General features: G+C 71.6%; 13 protein-coding genes. 8 read left to right on the top strand and 5 right to left on the bottom strand.

Annotated elements, in window-relative coordinates:
- Positions 1–229 precede the first annotated feature (229 nt).
- Positions 230–2,902 (top strand): alpha-glucan family phosphorylase, encoded by a 2,673-nt coding sequence (glgP, locus tag ABZ267_RS03645; protein WP_356748123.1) that lies wholly within the window; start codon positions 230–232, stop codon positions 2,900–2,902.
- A gap of 94 nt (positions 2,903–2,996) precedes the next feature.
- Here the strand turns inward: glgP and ABZ267_RS03650 are convergent, their stop codons facing one another.
- Positions 2,997–5,036 (bottom strand): M4 family metallopeptidase, encoded by a 2,040-nt coding sequence (locus ABZ267_RS03650; protein WP_356748125.1) that lies wholly within the window; start codon positions 5,034–5,036, stop codon positions 2,997–2,999.
- 378 nt (positions 5,037–5,414) lie between these two features.
- A complete protein-coding gene (locus ABZ267_RS03655) occupies positions 5,415–5,912 on the bottom strand; it encodes a TetR/AcrR family transcriptional regulator (RefSeq protein ID WP_356748127.1) in 498 nt (165 codons plus the stop codon).
- 119 nt (positions 5,913–6,031) lie between these two features.
- Here ABZ267_RS03655 and ABZ267_RS03660 point away from each other — a divergent pair, with 119 nt between their 5' ends.
- Positions 6,032–7,090: an LPXTG cell wall anchor domain-containing protein gene (locus tag ABZ267_RS03660; RefSeq protein ID WP_356748128.1), complete on the top strand. Its 1,059-nt coding sequence runs from the start codon at positions 6,032–6,034 to the stop codon at positions 7,088–7,090.
- A 152-nt stretch (positions 7,091–7,242) separates the two neighbouring features.
- Here the strand turns inward: ABZ267_RS03660 and ABZ267_RS03665 are convergent, their stop codons facing one another.
- Together ABZ267_RS03665 and ABZ267_RS03670 are read right to left on the bottom strand one after the other, a co-directional pair.
- Complete coding sequence (locus ABZ267_RS03665) at positions 7,243–9,147, bottom strand: ABC transporter ATP-binding protein (RefSeq protein WP_356748130.1); 1,905 nt, start codon at positions 9,145–9,147, stop codon at positions 7,243–7,245.
- Positions 9,144–11,030 carry an ABC transporter ATP-binding protein gene (locus ABZ267_RS03670; protein WP_356748132.1) on the bottom strand — a complete coding sequence of 629 codons (1,887 nt, stop codon included), beginning with the start codon at positions 11,028–11,030 and terminating at the stop codon, positions 9,144–9,146. Before ABZ267_RS03670 ends, ABZ267_RS03665 begins: the two co-directional genes overlap by 4 nt.
- 160 nt (positions 11,031–11,190) lie before the next feature.
- On the opposite strand from ABZ267_RS03670, the gene ABZ267_RS03675 reads away from it, so the two are divergent.
- The 4 genes from ABZ267_RS03675 to ABZ267_RS03690 all read left to right on the top strand — a co-directional run bounded on the left by ABZ267_RS03675 (position 11,191) and on the right by ABZ267_RS03690 (position 15,097).
- A complete protein-coding gene (locus ABZ267_RS03675; protein WP_356748134.1) occupies positions 11,191–12,108 on the top strand; it encodes an ABC transporter ATP-binding protein in 918 nt (305 codons plus the stop codon).
- A gap of 109 nt (positions 12,109–12,217) precedes the next feature.
- Positions 12,218–12,949 (top strand): ABC transporter permease, encoded by a 732-nt coding sequence (locus ABZ267_RS03680; RefSeq protein WP_356748363.1) that lies wholly within the window; start codon positions 12,218–12,220, stop codon positions 12,947–12,949.
- Positions 12,950–13,019: 70 nt separating this feature from the next.
- Positions 13,020–14,363, top strand: coding sequence for a sensor histidine kinase (locus tag ABZ267_RS03685; RefSeq protein WP_356748136.1), 1,344 nt, complete (start codon positions 13,020–13,022; stop codon positions 14,361–14,363).
- Between the two features lie 89 nt (positions 14,364–14,452).
- Entirely contained in the window at positions 14,453–15,097 is a 645-nt protein-coding gene (locus ABZ267_RS03690) for a response regulator transcription factor (RefSeq protein WP_356748138.1), read from the top strand.
- Between the two features lie 13 nt (positions 15,098–15,110).
- On the opposite strand, the gene glgX is transcribed toward ABZ267_RS03690, so the two are convergent.
- Positions 15,111–17,309: a glycogen debranching protein GlgX gene (glgX, locus tag ABZ267_RS03695; RefSeq protein WP_356748365.1), complete on the bottom strand. Its 2,199-nt coding sequence runs from the start codon at positions 17,307–17,309 to the stop codon at positions 15,111–15,113.
- Positions 17,310–17,556: 247 nt separating this feature from the next.
- On the opposite strand from glgX, the gene ABZ267_RS03700 reads away from it, so the two are divergent.
- Both ABZ267_RS03700 and ABZ267_RS03705 read left to right on the top strand, forming a co-directional pair.
- Positions 17,557–18,798, top strand: a complete 1,242-nt coding sequence (locus tag ABZ267_RS03700; RefSeq protein ID WP_356748140.1) for an Ig-like domain-containing protein — start codon at positions 17,557–17,559, stop codon at positions 18,796–18,798.
- A 243-nt stretch (positions 18,799–19,041) separates the two neighbouring features.
- Positions 19,042–20,286: an Ig-like domain-containing protein gene (locus tag ABZ267_RS03705; RefSeq protein WP_356748142.1), complete on the top strand. Its 1,245-nt coding sequence runs from the start codon at positions 19,042–19,044 to the stop codon at positions 20,284–20,286.
- The last annotated feature ends 76 nt before the right edge of the window (positions 20,287–20,362 follow it).

Here is a 20,362-nt window from a genome sequence, read left to right on the forward strand (position 1 = left end):
ACGGGAAGGAAATCGGCCAAACCCGCAGGTGAAGGATGAGGTGGAAGAGGGTGCGCAGTGCGCGTGGGGCTCATGTGGGCGGCGCGCGCGGGCCGTCCTCGGCTCCGGTGAGCCGTCCGCGCGCCGTGGCAGGCCGCCACGGACGGCCGCTACCGTCAGGGGTGACGGAAAGGACGCACACCGTGGTGCGTCCCCTCGGATGCGCAAGTCCCCTGTAAAGGTGGAGTACGTGAAGGCCATTCGTCGATTCACCGTGCGTCCTGTCCTCCCCGAACCCCTCCGACCCCTCCACGACCTCGCGCGCAACCTGCGCTGGTCGTGGCACACCGAGACCCGCGAGCTGTTCCGGTCCGCCGACCCCGAGGCGTGGCGGCCCGCGGACGCCGACCCCGTACGGCTGCTCGGCTCCCTGACCGCCGGACGCCTGGCCGAACTGGGCCGGGACGAGGAGTACCTGGGCCGCCTGGCCGAGGCCTCCGCCGACCTCAAGGAGTATCTGGACGGCCCCCGCTGGTACCAGGAACAGCAGGCCTCCGGCGCCGAACTTCCCTCCGCCATCGCCTACTTCTCACCCGAGTTCGGCGTCACCGCCGCACTGCCGCAGTACAGCGGCGGCCTCGGCATCCTCGCCGGTGACCACCTCAAGGCCGCCAGCGACCTGGGCGTCCCGCTCATCGGCGTCGGCCTGCTCTACCGGCACGGCTACTTCCGCCAGAGCCTCTCCCGCGAGGGCTGGCAGCAGGAGCACTATCCGGTCCTCGACCCCAACGAGCTCCCGCTCGACCTGGTCCGCGAGGCCGACGGCACTCCGGCCCGAGTGGTGCTGGCCCTCCCGGGCGGGCGTTCGCTGCACGCCTGCATCTGGCTGGCCCGGGTCGGCCGCGTCCCGCTCCTCCTGCTCGACTCCGACGTCGAGGAGAACGCGCCGGGCGAACGCGATGTCACCGACCGGCTCTACGGCGGCGGCAGCGACCACCGCCTCCTCCAGGAGATGCTGCTCGGCATCGGCGGCGTGCGCGCCGTGCGCACCTGGTGCCAACTCACCCGGACTCCGGAGCCGGAGGTGTTCCACACCAACGAGGGCCACGCCGGCTTCCTCGGCCTGGAGCGCATCCGCGAACTGGCCGCCGACGGCCTCGGCTTCGACGCGGCGCTCGAAGTGGTCCGCGCCGGAACCGTCTTCACCACCCACACCCCGGTGCCCGCGGGGATAGACCGTTTCGACCGGCAGCTGATCGCCCGCCACTTCGGCGACGACGGCGAGCTGAGCGGCGTACCCGTGGAGAAGATCCTGCCGCTCGGCCGGGAGACCTACCCGGGCGGCGAGCCCGAGCTGTTCAACATGGCGGTGATGGGTCTCCGGCTCGCCCAGCGCGCCAACGGCGTCTCCACGCTCCACGGAGCCGTCAGCCGGGAGATGTTCTCCGGGCTCTGGCCGGGCTTCGATCCGGCCGACGTGCCGATCACCTCGGTCACCAACGGCGTCCACGCCCCGACCTGGGTCGCTCCGGAGGTCTTCCGCCTCGGCGCCGGACAGGTCGGCACCGGCCGCGCCCACCAGGTGCTGGCCGGCGGACCGATGGACGGCGACCCCTCCGAGCAGCGGACCGGAGCCCCGCGCCGCTGGGACGCGGTCAGCGGCATCGGCGACCAGGAGATCTGGGAGCTGCGCCGCGAGCTGCGCGGCCAGCTGGTCACCGAGGTCCGCCGCCGCCTGTACGCCTCCTGGCGGCGGCGCGGCGCCGGCACCGCCGAGCTGGGCTGGATCGACGGCGTCCTCGACCCGGACGTCCTCACCATCGGCTTCGCCCGCCGCGTCCCGTCGTACAAGCGCCTCACGTTGATGCTGCGCGACCGCGACCGGCTGCGGGAGCTCCTCCTGCACCCGACGCACCCGATCCAGATCGTCGTCGCCGGCAAGGCCCACCCGGCCGACGACGGCGGCAAGCGGCTGGTCCAGGAGCTGGTGCGGTTCGCCGACGATCCGCGCGTGCGCCACCGCATCGTCTTCCTGCCGGACTACGGCATGGGCATGGCGCAGAAGCTCTATCCGGGCTGCGACGTCTGGCTCAACAACCCGCTGCGCCCGCTGGAGGCGTGCGGCACGAGCGGGATGAAGGCGGCGCTCAACGGCTGCCTCAACCTCTCGGTGCGCGACGGCTGGTGGGACGAGTGGTTCGAGCCGGACTTCGGCTGGGAGATCCCGACCGCCGACGGTTCGGCGGTCGACGAGGACCGGCGCGACGAGCTGGAGTCGAACGCGCTGTACGCCTTGATCGAGGACCGGGTCGCGCCGCGCTTCTACGACCGGGGCGCCACGGACCTGCCGGACCGGTGGATCGAGATGGTCCGCTCGACCCTGGTCAACCTGGGGCCGAAGGTGCTCGCGGGTCGGATGGTGCGTGAGTACGTGGAGCGGCTCTACGCACCGGCCGCGCAGGCCCGGCGGGCGCTCGGCCCGGCGGTGGCGCAGGATCTGGCCCGGTGGAAGGCGAAGGTCCGGGCAGCCTGGCCGGAAGTCTCCGTCGACCATGTGGAGTCGGTCACCGGCACCGTGGCGGGCGGCTCGGCGGAGCTCGGGGCGACGCTGTCGCTGCGGGTGCGGATCGCGCTCGGCGGCCTGGATCCGGACGACGTCGAGGTCCAGGTGGTGGCGGGCCGGGTCGACTCGGCCGACGCCATCGCGGACGCCCAGGTCTTCCCGCTGAAGCCGGCGGGCGGCCATGACCTGGAGGACCGCTGGCTGTACGAGGGCCCGCTCGCGCTGGACCGGACGGGACCGTACGGCTACACCGTGCGCGTCCTGCCCTCGCACGAACTGCTGGCCTCCGGTGCCGAGTTGGGCCTGCTCGCGGTGCCGAACGAGGCTACGGGAGAGGGCGCGGGCGTGCTGATGCGCTGAGCGCGCCTTGTACGGCGACGTGGCGAACGGCCCGGCAGGGGAGCAGAACCCCTGCCGGGCCGTTCGGTGTGGTGGAGCGGTGTGACGTGGTGGATCAGAAGGTGAGCTTGAAGCTGTTGATCCGGCCGGTGTCCGCCCGTGCGACGTCCTGGACCCTCAGCTTCCACTGCCCGTTGGCCACCTCGGACGAGGCGTTGACCGTGTAGGTCGCCACCACGTTGTCCGCGGAGTCGCTGGAGGAGTTCTTCAGCCGGTACGCGGAGCCGTCCGGGGCCACCAGGTCGATGACCAGGTCACCGCGGTAGGTGTGCGTGATGTTCACGTCCACCTTGAGGGTGCTCGGAGCGTTGCCGGTGATGCCGGTGACGTTGACCGCGCTGGTGACGGCCGCGCCCGCGTCCGGGATGTTCACGACGGTGTTGTTCTCGAAGACCTTGCCGCCCGGGTCGGGGTTGCCGCCACCGGGACGGGCGCCGACGTTGACACCGGCCCAGGCGTGCGCCACGGCCGCGTACTCGGGGCTGGTGGCGCCGTACAGCTCACTGGCGACCGCGAGCGTGCCGGTGCGGGCGGCGGCGTAGTTGGTCGACGAGGTGAACTTGGTGGTGAGCGCCTTGAACCAGATCAGCGAGGCCTTGTCCCGGCCGATGCCGGTGACCGGCAGTCCGTCGGAGGTCGGCGAGTCGTAGCTGACGCCGTTGACGGTCTTGGCGCCACTGCCCTCGGAGAGCAGGTAGTACCAGTGGTTGGCCGGGCCCGAGGAGTAGTGCACGTCGATGCTGCCGATGCCGGAGTACCAGGCGTCCTTGGAGCTGCCGTCCTTGCTCGGCTTGTCCATGTAGCGCAGCGGCGTGCCGTTGCCACGGATGTCGATCTTCTCGCCGACCAGGTAGTCGCCCGGGTCCTGGGCGTTGTTGGCGTGGAACTCGACGGCGGCGGCGAAGATGTCGGACGTCGCCTCGTTGAGGCCGCCGGACTCACCGCTGTAGACCAGCTTGGCGGTGACCGAGGTCAGGCCGTGGGTCATCTCGTGGGCGGCCACGTCGATGGAGGTCAGCGGCTTGGCGTTGCCGGCACCGTCGCCGTACGTCATGCAGAAGCAGCTGTCCTGCCAGAAGGCGTTGACGTAGTTGTTGCCGTAGTGGACGCGGGAGTACGCGCCGACACCGTCGCCGCGCAGGCCGTTGCGGCCGTGCACGTTCTTGTAGTAGTCCCAGGTCAGCGCGGCGCCGTAGTGCGCGTCGGCGCCGGCCGTCTCCAGGTTCTGCGGAGTGCCGTTGCCCCACACGTCGGTGGAGTTGGTGAAGAGCGTGCCGGTGCCGGAGGTGCCCCGGTTCAGGTTGTACGTCTTGTGGCTGCCGCGCGCGGTGTCGGTCAGCGTGTACGAGGGCGCGGTGCCCAGCGTCACCTGGCCGCTGTACTGGGTGTTGCCGGTCCCGTTGTGGACGGCCTGCCACTCGTAGAGCTTCTCGCCGGTGGCCGCGTCGGTGATGACGTGCAGCTCGTTCGGGGTGCCGTCGTGCTGGAGTCCGCCGACCACCGTCTCGTAGGCGAGCTGCGGAGAGCCGCTGCCGAGCCAGACGACCTTGCGCGGCGCCTTCTCCGCCTTCGTCGCCTTCGAGCCCTCGGTCTTCGCCGCACCGAGCGCCTGCTTCTCGGCGGCGGCCGGGGCCACGTCGGGGTCGAGGCCGACGGCCTTCAGCTGCGCGGTGGTCGCCTTCGACGCCTTGGTGACGCTGAGGGTCTTGCCGGCCGTGGTCTCCTGGACCACCAGGTCGCCGCCGAGGACGGGGAGCCCGTCGAGGGTGCGCTCGTAGCGGGTGTGCGTGGTGCCGTCCCGGTCCTGGACGACATCGCGGACGACGAGCTTCTCCGAGGCGCCGAGCCCGAGCTCCTTGGCGGTGGCCGCCTTGGTGGCGTCGGCCTCACTGAGGAGCGCGGCGCGCTGGGCCGGCGAGAGCTTGGCGGGGAGTGAGCCCGGGTCGGCCTTCGTGCCGGCGGTGATCCCGCCGGCCGGGGCGGCCGAGGTCGGGGTGGCGGTGGCGGAGCCGGACTGCAGTCCGACGGCGATCATGGCTGCTGCGGCTATCAGAGCGCCGGTCGCGGTGGCGCGACGGCTGGGCGTGGATCTCACGCGGACTCCTTCTGCGAGGGGGGTTACCGGCGGCGCTGGATGAGCCGTCCGGTTCGGTGCAGGCGGTGCGCAGAACGGGGTGAAGAGTGTCAGCAGATGCGTAGGCCTGTCAGGAGCGCGTCAATAACTTGGCCGGAATTCGTTCGTTGCCAGAAAGGTCATGTTCGTTAAGCGGACGTTTCGCCGATCATTACCGCAGTGTTGCCGGAGCGTGGGAAGGCCTGTATTCACAGGGTGGGCACAGGTTCGGTACGTCCGGCGCACAGGCGGACGGCGCGCCCGGAAGCGGTTACCGCCCACCTGGTGAGACAGGGTCGGGTTCTGGCCAGATCCCACCAGCGGAAGGGTGCGGTCCGCGAGTCGGTCCTCTCGGTGCGCTCAGGCCGGTGTCGCGTCCGCCGGGTACACCGCGTCCAGGAGTCCTCTGTCGAACCGGTCCAGGTCGTCCAGGCCCGCCGCCGCCAGCGTGTCCGGGCCGCCTCCCAGCAGCTGCGGGATCGCCGCGTGCAGCGCGAGCGTGACGGTGGCGGCCCGTCGGCGGGTGACAGGCAGTCCGGCGGAGCGCTGCGCCGCCTCGAACCCGGCAAAGTCGCCGCTCGCCATCGGATCCAGGAGAGCGGAGAGCCAGGGCCGCCGGGCCGCCTCGGCCTGGAGCTCCAGGTAGGCGAGGAGGCGCGGCCGGCCGGGTCCGGCGACGTTCTCCAGGAGCGTACGGAAGAAGGCGGTCAGCTCGTCGCGGTCGGCCGGTCCGGCTCCCGAGGCGGCCTCGGCGGTGAGTGCGGCGTACTCCTCCAGACAGCGCTCGGCCACCGCCCGCAGCACCGCGTCCCGGGTCGGGACGTAGTTCTGCCGCCTGTCGGTACAACCCTTCACCATCCGAGGCAGTCACACCCATTGGCCTCACCCGTGTCTCCTCTTCACTTTCGAAACCGGACGGCCCTCCCAGCCTTCGGGCCGTCGCAGCGGCCCTCGGACTCCCCAGAGGACCTCGCCCCATGAAGATCCGCCGCGCTCTGGCCGTCGCAGCAGCGACCGCTGTACTCGCCCCGGTCACCCTGCTCTCGTCCCCGGCCGCCTTCGCGACCCCGGGCCCCACTCCGGAGGCGACCGAGAGCGCCATCGCGTCGGAGGAGCCCGGGACGCCCGCCGCCGAGGAGGAGACGGAGACCGCTCCCGCCCCCGAGCAGGAGAAGCCCGCCGCCGAGGAAGGCGAGGAGAAGCCTCCGGCCGAGGAGGAGCAGGAGAAGCCCGCGGGCGAGGAGGAGAAGCAGGAGGAGGAGAAGCCCGAAGAGAAGGTTCCGGCCCCCTCCACCACGCCGCCCACCCCATCGCCGTCGGTCACCGCGCCCAGCGACAGCTGCAATGACGCGGACGAGTCGAAGTTCGACAAGAACCTGCACACCTCGCTCTCCGGCCTGCCCTCCAGGATCGTCGCCGGCAGCGGCTTCCACGGCTTCGAGCTGAACGTGGAGAACAAGGGCGACAAGGCCTACCAGCGGGTCGACCTCGGCCTCTTCGCCGGGCTGATCGACGTCGAGAGCGGGCAGGAGGCCACCGGCCACCTCACGGTCCAGTTCAAGAACCCCGAGACCGGTGTCTGGACGGACATCTCTCCCGACCAGGACGACGAGGTCGCCGGCTACATCGGCTATACCGGCATCCGCGCCAAGGAGTCCTTCTCGATCGACCTGCGCCTCAGCGTCGACAAGAAGGCGCCCAAGGGCATCGCCTACGCCCTCGCCATCGGCCTCTACGCCGACGAGGAGGGCAACTGCGTCTACTCCGAGGGTGACCGGTACTACGATTTCGACGTCCTCGCCGCCGGTACCGACGCGGGCGAGCCCGACGAGGCCGAGCCGCAGACGGGCGGCAAGAGGCCGGTCCCGGTCAAGCCCGTCGGCAACACCGAGATCAAGCCCGAGGGCACCCTCGCCCAGACCGGCTCGGACTCCGATCTGCCGGTCATCGCGACCATCGGCGGCGTGGCGATCCTCGCCGGCGCCGGTGTCGTCTTCGCGCTGGGCCGCCGCCGCAAGGTTGGTGCCACCGCCTGACGTACGTACGGGATGTGAACGCGCCCCTTGCCCTCGCCCGGGCAGGGGGCGCACCTGTGCGGTGGTGACTCCGGCCTTCCACGAGGCGTCGTCGCCCTCACGCGATGCGGGCGACGACCCCTCGGCCGTAGGAGGCCGTCGGCGGACGGCTTCTAGACCAGGCTGTCCTTCCACGTCCGGTGCAGCCCCGCGAACCGCCCCGTCCCGCCGATCAGTTCGGCCGGCGCGCCGTCCTCCACGATGCGGCCGTCCTCCATCACCAGCACCCGGTCCGCGATCTCCACGGTGGAGAGGCGGTGGGCGATGACCACCGCCGTGCGGCCGTGCAGGACCGTGTCCATGGCGCGCTGCACCGCCCGCTCGCCCGGGATGTCCAAGGAGCTGGTCGCCTCGTCCAGGATCAGTACCGCCGGGTCCGCGAGCAGTGCGCGGGCGAAGGCGACCAACTGGCGCTGGCCCGCCGAGATCCGGCCGCCTCGCTTGCGTACGTCGGTGTCGTAGCCCTCCGGCAGTGCGGCGATGAAGTCGTGCGCGCCGATCGCCTTCGCCGCCCGCTCGATCTCGCCGGACGTGGCGTCCGGGCGGCCGATCGCGATGTTCTCCGCCACCGTCCCGGAGAACAGGAACGCCTCCTGCGTCACCATCACCACGCCCTTGCGCAGCTCGGCCGTGGACAGGTGCCGCAGGTCCACGCCGTCCAGCAGGACCCGGCCGTCGGTCGGGTCGTAGAACCGGGCCAGCAGCTTGGCCAGCGTCGACTTGCCCGCGCCCGTCGAGCCGACGACCGCCACCGTACGGCCCGCCGCGATGCGCAGGTCGAAGGTGGGCAGCACCTCGCCGCCCGTACGGTAGGCGAACCGCACGCCGTCGAAGACGACCTCGCGGCCCGGCAGGTCGCCGGAGCGGGCGGGCAGCTCCTTCGGGTCCGCCGGGACCGGGACCGTCGGGGACTGGGCCAGCAGGCCCGCGATCTTCTCCAGCGAGGCCGCCGCCGACTGGTAGGAGTTGAGGAACATCCCGAGCCGGTCGATCGGGTCGTAGAGCCGGCGCAGATACAGCACCGCCGCCGCCAGCACGCCGAGCGCCAGCGTCCCGTCCGCCACTCGGTAGGCGCCCCACAGGACCATCCCGGCGACCGCCGTGTTCGCCACCAGCCGCGAGCCGATCACATAGCGGGCCATCTCCAGCAGCGCGTCACCGTTGCGCCGCTCGTGGACGTGGTTGAGCGAGGCGAACGCGGCGTCGTTGGACCGCTCCCGGCGGAACGCCTGGACCGGCCGGATGCCGTTCATGGTCTCCGCGAACTTGACGATCACGGAGGCGATCGCCGTGGACCTGGCGCCGTACACGGCGGCCGCGCGCCGCCGGTAGAGCCGTACCAGCAGATACAGCGGTACGAAGGAGAGCACGGCGATGCCGCCGATGCCGAGGTCCAGCCAGAGCAGCACCAGCCCGATCGACACGAAGGAGAGGACGACCGTGATCAGCTCCTGGAGCCCCTCGCTCAGCAGCTCCTGGAGCGATTCGACGTCCGTGGTGGACCGCGAGATCAGCCGCCCCGAGGTGTAGCGCTCGTGGAAGTCCACGCTCAGCGCCTGGGCGTGGCGGAAGATCCGGCCGCGCAGGTCGAGCAGCGCGTTCTGGTTGATACGGGCCGAGCCGCGGATGAACGCGTACTGGAGCACACCCGCGCCGACCGAACAGAGCAGGTAGCCGACCGCCACCGCGATCAGCGGCCCGTAGTCGTGGTCCCGGAACGCCGGGACCCCGCTGTCGATCGCGTACGCCACCAGCAGCGGACCGGCCTGCACCGCCGCCTGCTGGAGCACCAGTAGCAGCGCGGCGACCGCCACCCGGCCGCGCATCGGCCGCAGCAGCGAGAACAGGAGCGCCCGGGTCGCGCCGCGCGGCGCCGGCAGGTCGTCCTGGTCGAAGGGGTCGCCGGGCGGCTGCGCCGTGGTGGTCGCGAGCTTGCCGGGCTCCGGCCGGCCGTCGTCGCGGTCACCGTCACCGCCGCCGGAAGCGGTGCGCGCGGAGTCGTCGGTGGTCGTGGTCATCGGGTGCCCTCCTCGGCGGGGACCTGCTGGGCGGTGGCGGTGGCCTTGGCGGTGACGAGGCCGGAGGCCGTGGCGACGGGCTCTTCGCCGGATGACGCCGTCCCCGGGCCACCCGCGCCCGGCTCCGCGCCCGACATCAGCCACGCGTACTCCGCGTTCGACCGCAGCAGCTCCTGATGCGTGCCCACCGCCGTGATCCGGCCACCGGACAGCAGCGCCACCCGGTCCGCCAGCATCACCGTCGAGGGCCGGTGCGCCACCACCACCGCCGTGGTCTCCTCCAGCACCTGGCGCAGCGCCGCCTCCACCAGCGTCTCCGTGTGCACGTCGAGCGCCGAGAGCGGGTCGTCCAGCACCAGGAAGCGCGGCCGGCCCACCACCGCACGGGCCAGGGCCAGGCGTTGGCGCTGGCCGCCGGAGAGGCTCAGGCCCTGCTCGCCGACCTCCGTGTCCAGGCCCTTCGGCAGCGCGTGGACGAAGTCGGCCTGCGCCACCGCGAGCGCCCGCCGCACCTGCTCCTCGTCCGCGCCCTCGGCGCCCATCCGCACGTTCTCGCCGACCGTCGCGGAGAACAGCGTCGGCTCCTCGAACGCCACCGACACCAGCTCCCGCAGCCGCGAGCGCTCCATGGCGGCGATGTCCTCACCGTCCAGCGTGATCCGCCCGCCGGTCACCTCGTGCAGCCGGGGGACCAGCGCGGTGAGCGTCGTCTTGCCGGAGCCCGTACCGCCCACCAGGGCCATCGTCTCGCCGGGCCGCACCCGCAGGTCGAGCCGGGCCAGGACCGGCGGCGAGCCCGGCTCCGCGTCCGGGTAGCGGAACTCCACGCCCTCGAACACCAGCCCGGCGGGCGCGTCCGGTGCACCCGCGCGGCCGGCCGCCGCGCCTTCCTCCTCCGCCGCGTCCATCACCTCGAAGTACCGGTCGGTCGCGGTCGCCGCCTCCTGGCTCATCGCCAGCAGGAACCCGATCGACTCCACCGGCCACCGCAGCGCCAGCGCCGTCGAGAGGAACGCGACCAGCGTGCCCGCCGAGAGCGAACCGTCCGCCACCTGGATCGTGCCGAGCACCAGCGCCGCGCCGATCGCCAGCTCCGGGATGGTGGTGATGAGCGCCCAGATCCCGGCGAGCAGCCGCGCCTTGCCCAGCTCCGTGGAGCGCAGCCGCTGCGACAGCGCCTTGAAGGCCTTCGCCTGGCTGCGGTGGCGGCCGAAGCCTTTGACGATCCGGATGCCGAGCACGCTCTCCTCGACGACCGTGGTCAGATCACCGACCTGGTCCTGCGCATTCCGCGCCACCAGCGAGTACTTCGTCTCGAACACCGAGCACAGGATGATCAGCGGCACCGCCGGCGCCAGCAGCACCAGCCCGAGCGACCAGTCCTGCGCGAAGAGGATGACGAAACCGACCAGGATCGTCGCCGCGTTGACGACCAGGAAGGTCAGCGGGAACGCCAGGAACATCCGCAGCAGCATCAGGTCCGTCGTCCCGCGCGACAGCAGCTGGCCCGAGGGCCACCGGTCGTGGAAGGCCACCGGCAGCCGCTGCAGATGGCGGTAGAGGTCGGCCCGCATCGACGCCTCGACGCCGGCCAGCGGCCGCGCCACCAGCCACCGCCGGAACCCGAACAGCACCGCCTCCGCGATGCCGAGCAGCAGCAGGTACAGCGCGCCCAGCCAGACACCGCCCGGATCCCGGTCCGCGACCGGACCGTCCACCATCCACTTCAGGATCAGCGGGATCACCAGCGACAGACAGGACGCCACGATCGCCACGAAGGCGGCGGTGAACAGGCGGACCCGTACCGGGCGGACATAAGGCCACAGACGCAGGAGGGAGCGCACGGCGGACCGGTCCGTGTGCTCTGCAGGCTTTTCGGGCATCAGAACCGACTGTACGTTTCACCACTGACATCAGGCCTCCGATTTTCGGCCGGAGCCCACCGCGTCCCGAGGTCGTACGCCCGGGTCAGCCGATCGGTTGATGGAGTGTCGAGCGTGATGACGGATACCGCCCGCCGCCGCCCGCCGGAACCCTGGGGGCATGGCAATCATCGAAGTCACCGGGGTACGCAAGACCTACGCGGGCCGCCCTGTGGTGGACGGCGTCTCCTTCTCCGTCGAGGAAGGCGAGATCTTCGGCATCCTCGGCCCCAACGGCGCCGGCAAGACCACCACCGTGGAATGCGTGGAAGGCCTGCGCATCCCGGACGCCGGCACGGTCAAGGTCGCCGGACTCGACCCCGTCGCCGACCATGACCGCGTGACACAGCTGCTCGGCGCGCAGCTCCAGGAGAGCGAGCTCCAGGCCAAACTGACCGTACGGGAGGCGCTGGAGCTCTACAGCTGCTTTTACCGGGCTCCTGCCGACTGGCGGCCGCTCGTCGAGCGGCTCGGCCTCTCCGACCGGCTCACCACCCGCTTCGCCAAGCTCTCCGGCGGCCAGAAGCAGCGGCTCTTCATCGCGCTCGCCCTGATCGGCAACCCGAAGGTCGTCGTCCTCGACGAGCTGACCACCGGCCTGGACCCGCGCGCCCGCCGCGACACCTGGAAACTCATCGAGGAGATCCGCGACGGCGGCGTGACCGTCCTGCTCGTCACCCACTTCATGGAGGAGGCGCAGCGCCTCTGCGACCGGATCGCCGTCATCGACCAGGGCAAGGTCGTCGCGCTGGACACGCCGGCCGGCCTGATCCGGCAGGCCACCGGCTCCACGGTCATCTCCTTCGTCCCTTCCCGTCCGCCGAGCGGACCCGAGCTGCACCGGCTCGGCGCGCTGCCGGGCGTCGCCTCGGTGACTCCGCCCGACGCCGCCGGCGTCCTCGTCCTGCACGCCACCGACGACACCGTCACGCCGCTCATCGCTCTGCTCGCCGAACTCGGCGTCACCGCGCAGCGGCTGCGGATCACCGAGACCAGCCTCGACGAAGCCTTCCTCGACCTCACCGGACAGGACGCCTGAGATGACATCTGAGACCTCCAACGGCCGGGCCACCATCGCACCGGCCACCGGATCCGCCACCACCACCCGTACAACGGAAAAGAAGGCATCCGCCGCCCGCCGCGGTCCCATGGCCGCCGTCCTGATCGCCGAGACCCGCCTCTTCCTCCGCGAACCCGGCAGCCTCTTCTGGATCCTGGCCTTCCCGGCCGTCCTCCTGGTGATCCTCGGCTTCGTCCCGGCCTTCAAGGAGCCGCAGGACGACCTCGGCGGCCGCCGGGTCATCGACCTCTACGTCCCCATCGCGGTCCTGCTCGCCATGATCATGGCCGGACTCCAGGCGATGCCTCCGGTCCTCACCGCCTACCGCGAACGCGGCATCCTCCGCCGGATGTCCACCACGCCGGTCCGGCCCTCCGCCATCCTCACCGCCCAGATCACGCTGCACGGCGCCGCCGCGCTCGGCTCGGCGCTCCTGGTCATCACGGTCGGCCGCCTCGCCTACGGGGTCGCGCTGCCGGGCCAACTGGCCGGTTACGCGCTGGCGCTGCTACTCGCGGTCGCCACCGTGCTGGCCATGGGCGCCACGATCTGCGCCCTCTCCCGCACGACGAAGGCGGCCACCGCAGTCGGCTCGGTCGCCTACCTCGCCATGATGTTCACCGCCGGCGTCTGGGTGCCCGTCCAGGCGATGCCCGACCCCCTGCGCCGCATCGTGGAGATCACCCCGTTCGGCGCCGCCTCGCAGACCCTGGACCAGGCCGCGTCCGGAAACTGGCCGAGCTGGGCGTACCTCGGGATCGTCGCGCTGTGGACGGCGGCGCTCGGCTTCACGGCGAGCCGCGTCTTCCGGTGGCAGTGAGGTGGGCGGCGGTGAGGTGGGGGCTCAGGGACACGTGACGGGCGGCGGGCGGCCGGGGCAGACTGCGCGCATGACGCTGCCGCCGAGCTCTCCGCGCCCGTCCGTGGCGACGCGCCCGACCGGACCGGCGTACCCGACCGGACCGGCGTACCCGACCGGTGCGACGGCGCCTCGTACCGTCGAGGACCGCTGGGAGCAGTTCCACCGGTACGGCCCCTACGCCGTCCTCACGCTCTCCGTCCTGGTCGGAGGCGTCGCCGCCGACCAGATCATGAGCCGGACCGAGATGTACGCGGCCGGGGTCCTGGCCGCCGCCGCGTACGGGCTGCAGATCTGGTGGGGCCGGACCCGCCCGCGTACCGCTCCGGCAGCCACGGCCGGGACGGTCTACTACACCGCACGGACCGTCCTCGCCTTCGCGCTCACCTGGCTCAACCCGTTCTTCGCGATCTACGCGGCCCTCGGCTACTTCGACGTCGAGCCCTTGCTTCCCAAGCGGTTCATCCGGGCCGGGCTGCTCACCACCGCCGTCACGCTGGCCGGTTCGCAGAGCGGAGGCCTCCCGCCCGCCTCCCTGATGAACTGGGTCGCCTTCGGCGCGCTCTATCTGATCAACGCGGCTCTCGCGCTCTTCTTCTGGTACGTCGGGATGCGCGAGGAGGAGAAGGCCCGCATCCAGGTCGAGACCATCGCCGAGCTGGAGCGCACCAACCTCCGGCTGGAGGAGGCGATGGCGGAGAACGCGGCTCTCCACGCCCAACTCCTCGTCCAGGCACGGGAGGCCGGCGTCGACGACGAGCGGCGCCGGCTCGCCGCCGAGATCCACGACACCCTCGCCCAGGGCCTGACCGGGATCATCGCGCAGCTCCAGGTCGTCACCTCCACCCGCGACACCGACCCGGCCACCGCCCGCGCCCACCTCGACCGGGCCGCGGCCCTGGCCCGCCACAGCCTCGGCGAGGCCCGCCGCTCCGTCCACAACCTGGCCCCCGTCGCCCTGGAGCACGACGAGCTCACCGGCGCGCTGGAGAAGACGGTCGCCACCTGGGCCGAACAGCACCGTGTCCGGGCCGACTTCACCGTCACCGGCACCGCCGAACCGGTCCACGACGAGGTCGCCGCCACTCTCCTGCGCATCGCGGGCGAGGCCCTGGCCAACGCGGGCCGCCACGCCGCGGCCTCCCGGGTCGGCGTGACGCTCTCCTTCATGGACGACGAACTGACCCTGGACGTACGGGACGACGGCCGCGGCTTCGACCTTGCGGCGCCCGCACCGGCGAGCCGCACCGGCGGCTTCGGCCTCGGCGGGATGCGGGCCCGCGCGGAGCGCATCGCGGGCACGGTGGAGGTCGAGTCGGAACCGGGCGGCGGCACGGCGGTCTCGGCCCGGGTCCCGCTGGTCAGGCAGACGTAAGAGGCGGTACGGAGACCCTCGGCCGAAGTCCGCCGTACGGAACAACCCCTGGCCAGGCGGCCGTACATCGCCGTACGGTGGTTCGCGCCATGATCGAGACCCCCGCCATCACCCTCGTCCTCGTCGACGACCACCCCGTCGTCCGCGACGGCCTGCGCGGCATGTTCGCCGCCGAACCCGGCTTCGAGGTCCTCGGCGAGGCGGCGAACGGCGTCGACGCCCTCGCCGTCGTCGGACACCACGACCCGGACGTCGTCCTGATGGACCTGCGGATGCCCGGTGGCGGCGGAGTGGCGGCCATCGCCGAGCTGACCCGGCGCGGCGCCCGCGCGAAGGTCCTGGTGCTGACCACGTACGACACCGACTCCGACACGCTTCCCGCCATCGAGGCGGGCGCCACCGGCTATCTGCTCAAGGACGCCCCGCGCGAGGAACTGTTCGCCGCCGTCCGGGCCGCCGCCGCCGGCCGCAGCGTCCTCTCACCGGCCGTCGCCTCCCGCCTGATGACCCGCGTCCGTACGCCCACCGCTCCCGCCGACACGGCCCTCTCCGCCCGCGAGCGCGAGGTGCTGGTGCTGGTGGCGCGAGGCACGACGAACCGGGAGATCGCGGCCGAACTCTTCATCAGCGAGGCGACCGTGAAGACCCACCTCACCCACATCTTCGCCAAGCTCGGCACCAAGGACCGCGCCGCGGCCGTGGCCGTCGGCTACGACCGGGGCATCCTCGGCTGACTTCCCGAGGTCCTTACGCGGCCACCCGCAGCAGCAGCACCGCGCGGCCCGGGACGCTCAGCTCCGTACCGCCGTCCAGGACCGTGCCCGGCGGTTCGGCCTGGTCCTCGCGGGAGGTGTCCAGGACGACCTCGTAACGCGCCGCCCACGGCGCTCCCGGCAGCTCGAAGGCGACCGGTTCCGCGCCCGCGTGCAGGACCGCCAGGAAGCTGTCGTCGGTCACCGGCTCGCCGCGTGCGTCCCGGCCCGGGATGTCGCGGCCCGAGAGGTAGAGGCCGAGCGTGGCGGCGGGCGCGTACCAGTCGCCTTCCGTCATCTCCCGGCCGTCCCGCGTGAACCACGCCAGGTCCCGCAGGCCGTCCGGCGCCTGCGCGCGGCCGGAGAAGAACGCGCGGCGGCGCAGCACCGGATGGGCCTGGCGCAGCTTCAGCACGCGCGCCGTCAGCTCGGTCAGCTCCCGCCACTCGGGCCGGTCGAGCAGCGACCAGTCCAGCCAGCCGATCTCGTTGTCCTGGCAGTAGGCGTTGTTGTTGCCGCCTTGCGTCCGGCCCATCTCGTCGCCCGCCACCAGCATCGGCACTCCGGTGGAGAGCAGCAGTGTGGTGAGCAGGTTGCGGAGCTGGCGGCGCCGGAGCGCGTTGATCTCCGGATCGTCGCTCTCGCCCTCGGCCCCGCAGTTCCACGCCCGGTTGTCGCTCGTCCCGTCCCGGTTGCCCTCGCCGTTGGCCTCGTTGTGCTTGTGCTCGTAGGAGACCAGGTCGCGCAGGGTGAAGCCGTCGTGAGCGGTGACGAAGTTGACCGAGGCGTACGGCCGGCGGCCGCCCCAGGCGTACAGGTCGCTGGAGCCGGTCAGCCGGTAGCCGAGGTCGCGTACGTCCGGGAGCGCGCCGCGCCAGAAGTCGCGTACGGCGTCGCGGTAGCGGTCGTTCCACTCGGTCCAGAGCGGCGGAAAGGCGCCGACCTGGTAGCCGCCGTTGCCGACGTCCCACGGCTCCGCGATGAGCTTGACCCGGCGCAGCACCGGGTCCTGGGCGATGACGGCGAGGAACGGCGAGAGCATGTCGACGTCGTGCATCGAGCGGGCCAGCGCCGCCGCCAGGTCGAAGCGGAAGCCGTCGACGCCCATCTCGGTGACCCAGTAGCGCAGCGAGTCGGTGATGAGCCGGAGCACCTGGGGCTGGACGACGTGCAGCGTGTTGCCGCAACCGGTGTAGTCGGCGTAGCGGCGCGCATCGTGCTGGAGGCGGTAGTAGCCGCGGTTGTCGATGCCGCGCAGCGAGAGCATCGGGCCGAGCTCGGCGGCCTCGGCGGTGTGGTTGTAGACGACGTCGAGGATGACCTCGATCCCGGCGCTGTGCAGCGCGTGCACCATCCGCTTGAACTCGCCGACCTGCTGACCGGCCGTGCCGGAGGCGGAGTAGTCGGCGTGCGGCGCGAAGTAGCCGATGGAGTTGTAGCCCCAGTAGTTGTGCAGCCCGCGCCGCAGCAGATGGTCCTCGTGCGCGAACTGGTGGACCGGCAGCAGTTCGACGGCCGTCACTCCGAGCCGCGTCAGATGGTCGATCGCGGCCGGGTGCGCGAGACCGGCGTACGTGCCGCGCAGCTCGGGCGGGATGTCCGGGTGGAGCTTGGTGAAGCCGCGTACGTGGAGTTCGTAGATGACCGTGTCGGCCCACGGCGTCTTCGGGCGCCGGTCCTCCACCCAGTCGTCGTCATCGTGGACGACGACACCCTTGGGCACGTACGGAGCCGAGTCCCGTTCGTCGCGCACGGTGTCGGCCACATGCTGCTCCGGCCAGTCCCTCATATGGCCGTACACCTCGGGCGGCAGCGTGAACGTGCCGTCGACGGCACGGGCGTACGGGTCCAGGAGCAGCTTGGCCGCGTTCCAGCGGGCGCCGGTCCACGGGTCCCAGCGGCCGTGCACGCGGTAGCCGTACCGCTGACCTGGTCGGACGCCTGGCAGGAAGCCGTGCCAGATCTCGTGCGTCAGCTCGGTGAGCGGGCAGCGGGTCTCGGCGCCGTCCTCCTCGAAGAGGCACACCTCGACCGCCTCGGCCCCGCCCGCCCAGAGCGCGAAGTTGGTCCCCGCCACCCCGTCCGGACCGACCCGGAAGCGGGCCCCGAGCGGCATCGGCGCGCCGGGCCAGACGGCCGGGGCGCGGGGCTCGGCGCGTACGGCTTCGGTGAACTCCGTGACCTCCGTGACCACGGTGACGGGCGCGGCCCGCCCGGGTGGCCCGCCGGGCTCCACCACCGTCCCGGACGGTTCCTGTACTGCCTCCTGCTCGGCTGCGCTCGACACCGTGTCGCCTCCCGCGGCTCATGAGGACGGGCACCGGAAAGGGGGCGCGCGACGTCCCGGCCGCGGCCCTCTCCTGGTAGTCCTTCCCTCTGTTCTGCCCACCGCGGGCCCCGCACTCACGTTTCCCCCGACCGGCCCTGGTCGTTGGGGGAGCGTGAACCACGTAGCGAAGAGCGCACGGGCGGGCTCGGCCGCCGTGCTGACATGGGCAGGACTGCTCACCGTGCTGGTCCTGCTGACCGGATGCACCGATACGAGGGAGGCTCTGCTCAACGGCAAACCCGGCTCCTCCAAGGATGTGATCAGCATCTTTCCGGAGGACGGGGCCAAGGAGGTCGACGCGGCGACTCCGATCCGCGTCAAGATCCCGGACGGCCGGCTGGAAAGCGTCAAGGTGATGCGGATCGAGGACGCCCAGCAGCAGACCGTGGCCGGACGCATCGCCGCCGACGGCCTCTCCTGGAACCCGGAGGACGGCGCGGCCCGGCTCGCTCTGGCCGCGAAGTACAGTGTCGACGCGGTGGCGGTGGACGCGTCCGGACAGCGCTCGGCGCGCCACGCCACGTTCACCACGCTCGTTCCCGAACACCGTTTCATCGGCTACTTCAAACCGGAGAACCGGGCGACCGTCGGGACCGGCATGATCGTCTCCTTCTCCTTCAGCCGGCCCATCGCCGACCGCGCGGCCGTGCAGAAGGCCATCCGCGTGACGGCGAAACCGGCGGTGGAGGTCGTCGGCCACTGGTTCGGCAAGGACCGCCTCGACTTCCGTCCGCGTACGTACTGGAAACCCGGCACCGAGGTCACCGTGGACATCGGGCTGCGGGACGTGGAAGGCGCGCCGAAGGTCTACGGCAGCCAGGACAAGACGGTCACCTTCACCGTCGGCCGCTCCCAGGTCTCGCTGGTCGACGCGGAGGCCAAGACCATGGAGGTACGCCGGGACGGTGAGCTGGTCAGCACGGTCCCGATCACGGCGGGAGCGCCGAAGACGACCACGTACAACGGGAAGATGGTCGTCTCCGAGATGCACGAGGTGACCCGGATGAACGGCGCCACCGTCGGCTTCACGGACAAGAAGGGCAAGGGCGAGTACGACATCAAGGACGTCCCGCACGCCATCCGGCTCACCACCTCCGGCACCTTCCTGCACGGCAACTACTGGGCCGATGAGGAGGTCTTCGGCGAGGAGAACGTCAGCCACGGCTGTATCGGGCTGCGCGACGCGAAGGGCGGCAGCGCGACGACGCCGGGCGGCTGGTTCTTCGACCGGACGCTGATCGGGGACGTGGTGGAGGTCGTCAACTCGAAGGACAGGAAGGTCGCGCCGGACAACGGGCTCAGCGGCTGGAACACGGGCTGGAAGAAGTGGAAGGCGGGCTCCGCGGTGCGCTGAGACCCCGGCCGCTACGCCCCCGCCCCGCGTTGACCCCCGGGTGCGGCGCCCCTGCCCCCCGGGGCGCCCACACCCCGTCCCACCTGCACGGCTCTCTCCGTCACTTGGGACGGAACGGTGACATTCCGGAGGGGATCCACCGCGCCAACGGTGTGATTATCTTGCGGTGGAGCGCGTACGTGCAGCGCGCGGGGGATGCGGGCCGTGGCTTGGGAGCCGGGCCCGGCGAGGGGAGACACCACAGTGAACGTGCAGCCGATATCGGGGGCATCGGCCGGGGCGGGCAGGAAGCGGCGCGGCGGATCGGGACCTCTGGCTCTGGCGCTGGGCGCCATGCTGTTGCTGGTGACGGCGTGCGGCGGGGACGCGGAAGCGGGAAGCAAGGGCGGCGGGAAGAGCGGCCCGAAGGCGGAGGACACCACGGCCTCGCAGGCGGTGGTGACCATCGCGCCGGAGGACGGCGCGCGGTCGGTGGCGACCAGCGGCGCGCTGAAGATCACCGCCGCGCAGGGCAAGCTGACCACCGTCAAGGTCGCCGACCCCAAGGGCCACGAGGTCGCGGGCGAGATCGCGGCCGACGGCGCGAGCTGGGTGCCCGAGCGGCACCTCGCCGCCGCCACCAAGTACGCGGTCCACGCGGTCGCCAAGGACGCGAAGGGCCGCGAGTCGGCGAAGGACACCACCTTCACCACGCTGGTGCCGGAGAACACCTTCATCGGGCACTACACGCCGGAGGACGGCTCCACCGTCGGGGTCGGCATGCCGGTCTCCATCAACTTCACCCGCGGCATCACCGAGCCGGCCGCGGTGGAGAAGGCCATCAAGGTCACCGCCGAGCCGGCCGTCGAGATCGAGGGCCACTGGTTCGGCAACGACCGCCTCGACTTCCGCCCGGAGAAGTACTGGAAGCCCGGTACGAAGGTGACCGTGGAGCTCCACCTGGACGGCGTGGAGGGACGGCCCGGCGTCTACGGCAAGCAAGCCAAGACGGTGTCGTTCACCATCGGCCGCAGTCAGGTCTCCACCGTCGACGCCGGTACGAAGCGGATGAAGGTCGTCCGTGACGGCAAGCAGATCAAGGACATCCCGATCTCGGCGGGCGCTCCGGCGACGACCACGTACAACGGTCAGATGGTCGTCAGCGAGAAGCTCAAGGTGACCCGGATGAACGGCGACACCGTCGGCTTCGGCGGCGAGTACGACATCAAGGACGTCCCGCACGCCCTGCGGCTCTCCACCTCCGGCACCTTCCTGCACGGCAACTACTGGGGCGCGTCCTCCATCTTCGGCACCACCAACACCAGCCACGGCTGTGTCGGTCTGCGCGATGTGCGCGGCGGCTACGACAACCAGACCCCGGCGGCCTGGTTCTACGAACGGACGCTGATCGGTGACGTGATCATCGTCAAGAACTCCAAGGACAAGCAGATCCAGCCGGACAACGGCCTCAACGGCTGGAACATGGACTGGGAGGAGTGGAAGAAGTAGGCCCCGGCCGTCGCTTCCTCCGTACGATCCCGGCGGGCCCGGTGCTGTGACCTACGGCACCGGGTCCGTCCGCGTT

Origin of the sequence: Streptomyces sp. NPDC006174 (assembly GCF_040614075.1) — a bacterium.
Taxonomy (GTDB): Bacteria; Actinomycetota; Actinomycetes; order Streptomycetales; family Streptomycetaceae; genus Streptomyces.

Excerpts from the sequence above, each read along its gene's own strand:
- ABZ267_RS03655 (WP_356748127.1), bottom strand. The coding sequence starts at position 5,912 with ATGGTGAAGGGTTGTACCGACAGGCGGCAGAACTACGTCCCGACCCGG.
- ABZ267_RS03660 (WP_356748128.1), top strand. The coding sequence starts at position 6,032 with ATGAAGATCCGCCGCGCTCTGGCCGTCGCAGCAGCGACCGCTGTACTC.
- ABZ267_RS03665 (WP_356748130.1), bottom strand. The coding sequence starts at position 9,147 with ATGACCACGACCACCGACGACTCCGCGCGCACCGCTTCCGGCGGCGGT.
- ABZ267_RS03670 (WP_356748132.1), bottom strand. The coding sequence starts at position 11,030 with ATGCCCGAAAAGCCTGCAGAGCACACGGACCGGTCCGCCGTGCGCTCC.
- ABZ267_RS03675 (WP_356748134.1), top strand. The coding sequence starts at position 11,191 with ATGGCAATCATCGAAGTCACCGGGGTACGCAAGACCTACGCGGGCCGC.
- ABZ267_RS03680 (WP_356748363.1), top strand. The coding sequence starts at position 12,218 with ATGGCCGCCGTCCTGATCGCCGAGACCCGCCTCTTCCTCCGCGAACCC.
- ABZ267_RS03685 (WP_356748136.1), top strand. The coding sequence starts at position 13,020 with ATGACGCTGCCGCCGAGCTCTCCGCGCCCGTCCGTGGCGACGCGCCCG.
- ABZ267_RS03690 (WP_356748138.1), top strand. The coding sequence starts at position 14,453 with ATGATCGAGACCCCCGCCATCACCCTCGTCCTCGTCGACGACCACCCC.